The sequence below is a fragment of the Gilliamella sp. N-G2 genome, from assembly GCF_002142215.1.
GTDB lineage: Bacteria > Pseudomonadota > Gammaproteobacteria > Enterobacterales > Orbaceae > Gilliamella.
Genome location: NZ_NAST01000059.1, coordinates 1 through 2,517, shown reverse-complemented (window position 1 = coordinate 2,517; position 2,517 = coordinate 1). Strand labels below are relative to the sequence as shown.

At 42.4% G+C, this 2,517-nt stretch carries 1 protein-coding gene; it reads left to right on the top strand.

The annotated features are described in order from the left end of the window. Positions 1–2,517 (top strand): hemagglutinin repeat-containing protein (locus B6C99_RS12875; protein ID WP_173795351.1); only part of this gene is annotated, 2,517 nt, incomplete at both ends.

The window sequence follows — 2,517 nt, the reverse complement described above, 5'->3', positions numbered from 1 at the left end:
AATGAAGTTAATCAATCTCAAGCAGGCAGTTTAGTCGGTACCTCCGGTGGTAATGTGATTATCTCGGCCAATAAACAAGTAACCATTAGTGGCAGTGACATTATTGCCGGTCGAGCAGAAGGTGATGATAAACGCGCCACCGGTCATATAGACATCAGTGGTGAAGATATTTCGATTATCCCTGGCCATGATATTGTTGATAGAAAACAGACTTTCAAATCAAAATCTTCGGGAGTTGGTATTTCGTTTAGCAATCCAATAACGGATAGTGTGCAAAATATGCGAGATATTTTCAAATCCTCGGGCGGTAAAGTTGAAAAAGCCAAACAATTTACCGGTGAACTGGCTGCATTAGCTATGGATATAGGTAACCCGGTCTCATCACCAATTTCGTACCATAAATCATCAACGAAAAGTCAATCAAGCTTACACGGTGAATACAGTAGCGGTAGTACATTAACCGCTGCCGGCAATATACAGCTTCATGCCACTAATAGTCAGGAAAGGGATGCACAAGGGCAGCTAACGCATGGCGATGTCGTCATTAAAGGAAGTGACTTAACCGCAGGAGAAGCAATTATTATCGATGCTAATCGTCATGTTGCTATTGAAACCTCGGCAGATACTCAATCGGAGCACAGTAAAACAACGAGTAAAAATTGGAGTGCAACGACAGCGGCACCGACAGCGGGTTCATCGGTACGATTTATCAACGGCAGCCCAAATCATGGTACGGGTATCTTACCTTATGGTAGTGAAAGCTCTGGTAATCGAAGTAATAGTGATGTAGTGGGTCAAAATGCATCCACTCTCACGGCAAATAACATTGCCATCAATAGCCGTGAAGGCAATATCGACATAAAAGGAAGTCTATTAAACTCACAATATGATATTAATTTACATGCAGCAAAAGGCCATGTAGATATTAGCGCCAGCACCAATCAATCACATAGTGAAAATAAAGGTTACCATAAAGTGATTGGTGAGCTTGGTGGCGATGGCTATAGTGGCACAGTTGGTTACCAACATTCACGATATAAAGAGTTAGAAGATAAAGCAACACAAAGTAATATCCGCAGTGGACTTAACAGTACGAAAGGCAATGTTAATGTTGTTGCAGGTGATGATGTCAAACTGGCGGGTGTTGATATTAGTGCCGGTAAATCTGTCAACCTCACGGGTAAAAATGTCATTATGGAAACCAGTGAAGACAGTCTGCACCAAAAAACGCAGAGCAGTAATAAACAATATGGTGTCACGGTTTCCACCTCCGGCTATGCGGTTACAGCGGCACAGTCAATTGAAAAGGCCGCCAAAGCAATTGAAAATAAGGAAGACAAACGTTTAGCGGCGATTTATATGGCACAAGCTGGGGTGAATGCAGCACAAGCTAATTTAACGGCGGCTGATTCCTCAGCGGAAATAAATCAACCAACAGTAAATGCTGAAAATAATGCTAATGCTAATGATGGTGGTTCTGCCTCTTTAATTAAAGTCAATGTAAGTGTAACGGCAGATAACTCAAAACAAAAAACAGAGTATCACAACAATGCTCAAACTGGCACGGTGATCCATGCGGGTCAAAATGTGAATATCAATGCAGAAGAGAACATTGAAGGGAAAGGCGTTGATATTACCGGGCAAAACATCAATCTCAATGCGGGGAATGATATCAAATTTGATGCAGCCCACAGTACTGAAAAATTGAAAAGCACCGATTCAGGCAGTCACTATGGTGCCGGTGTTGGCTTTGGATTAGTGGGTGGGCAAAATGGTTTTTCAATTGAGTTAGCCGCCAGTAAATCCAAAGGTAAAGAAAACGGTACCAGTGATATCAATCACAACAGCACCATTACCGCCAGTAATACGCTTAACATTCAGAGTGGTCGTGATGTTATTTTAACGGGAGCGGAGTTATCAGGTGAGCAAGTCATTGCTGATATTGGTCGCAACTTAACCATCAGTAGTGAACAAGATAAAGAAAAATACGATGCTAAACACACCTCTGTTGGTGCAAGTGCCAGCATCTGCGTACCGCCATTTTGCTATGGAGCAAGTAGTGCTAGTGCTAATTTTGCCCAAGATAAAATGAAAAGTGATTATGAATCGGTTAACGAGCAATCGGGCATATTTGCCGGCAGTGGTGGTTATGATATTACCGTGGGCGAACATACCCAATTAAATGGCGCGGTGATAGCCTCAAAAGCTGACCCGTCAAAAAATCGCTTAGATACCGGCACTATTGGCTTTACTGATATTGAGAACAAAGCGGAATATGATGTCAGCAGCATCTCTGGCTCGGTTGGGGTAAGTAAAGGACTGGGTAGTGGCGGTTTTTCACCAACCAGTGGCCAACCAACCATTTATGACCATAACGATGAAGCCTCGAATATTACCCATGCGGCAATCAGTGACGGTGAGTTAATCATTCGTGACCAAGATAAACAAACACAAGATATTAATGAACTCAGTCATGATACCGAAAATGCCCATAGCAAACTCAAACCAATCTTTAAT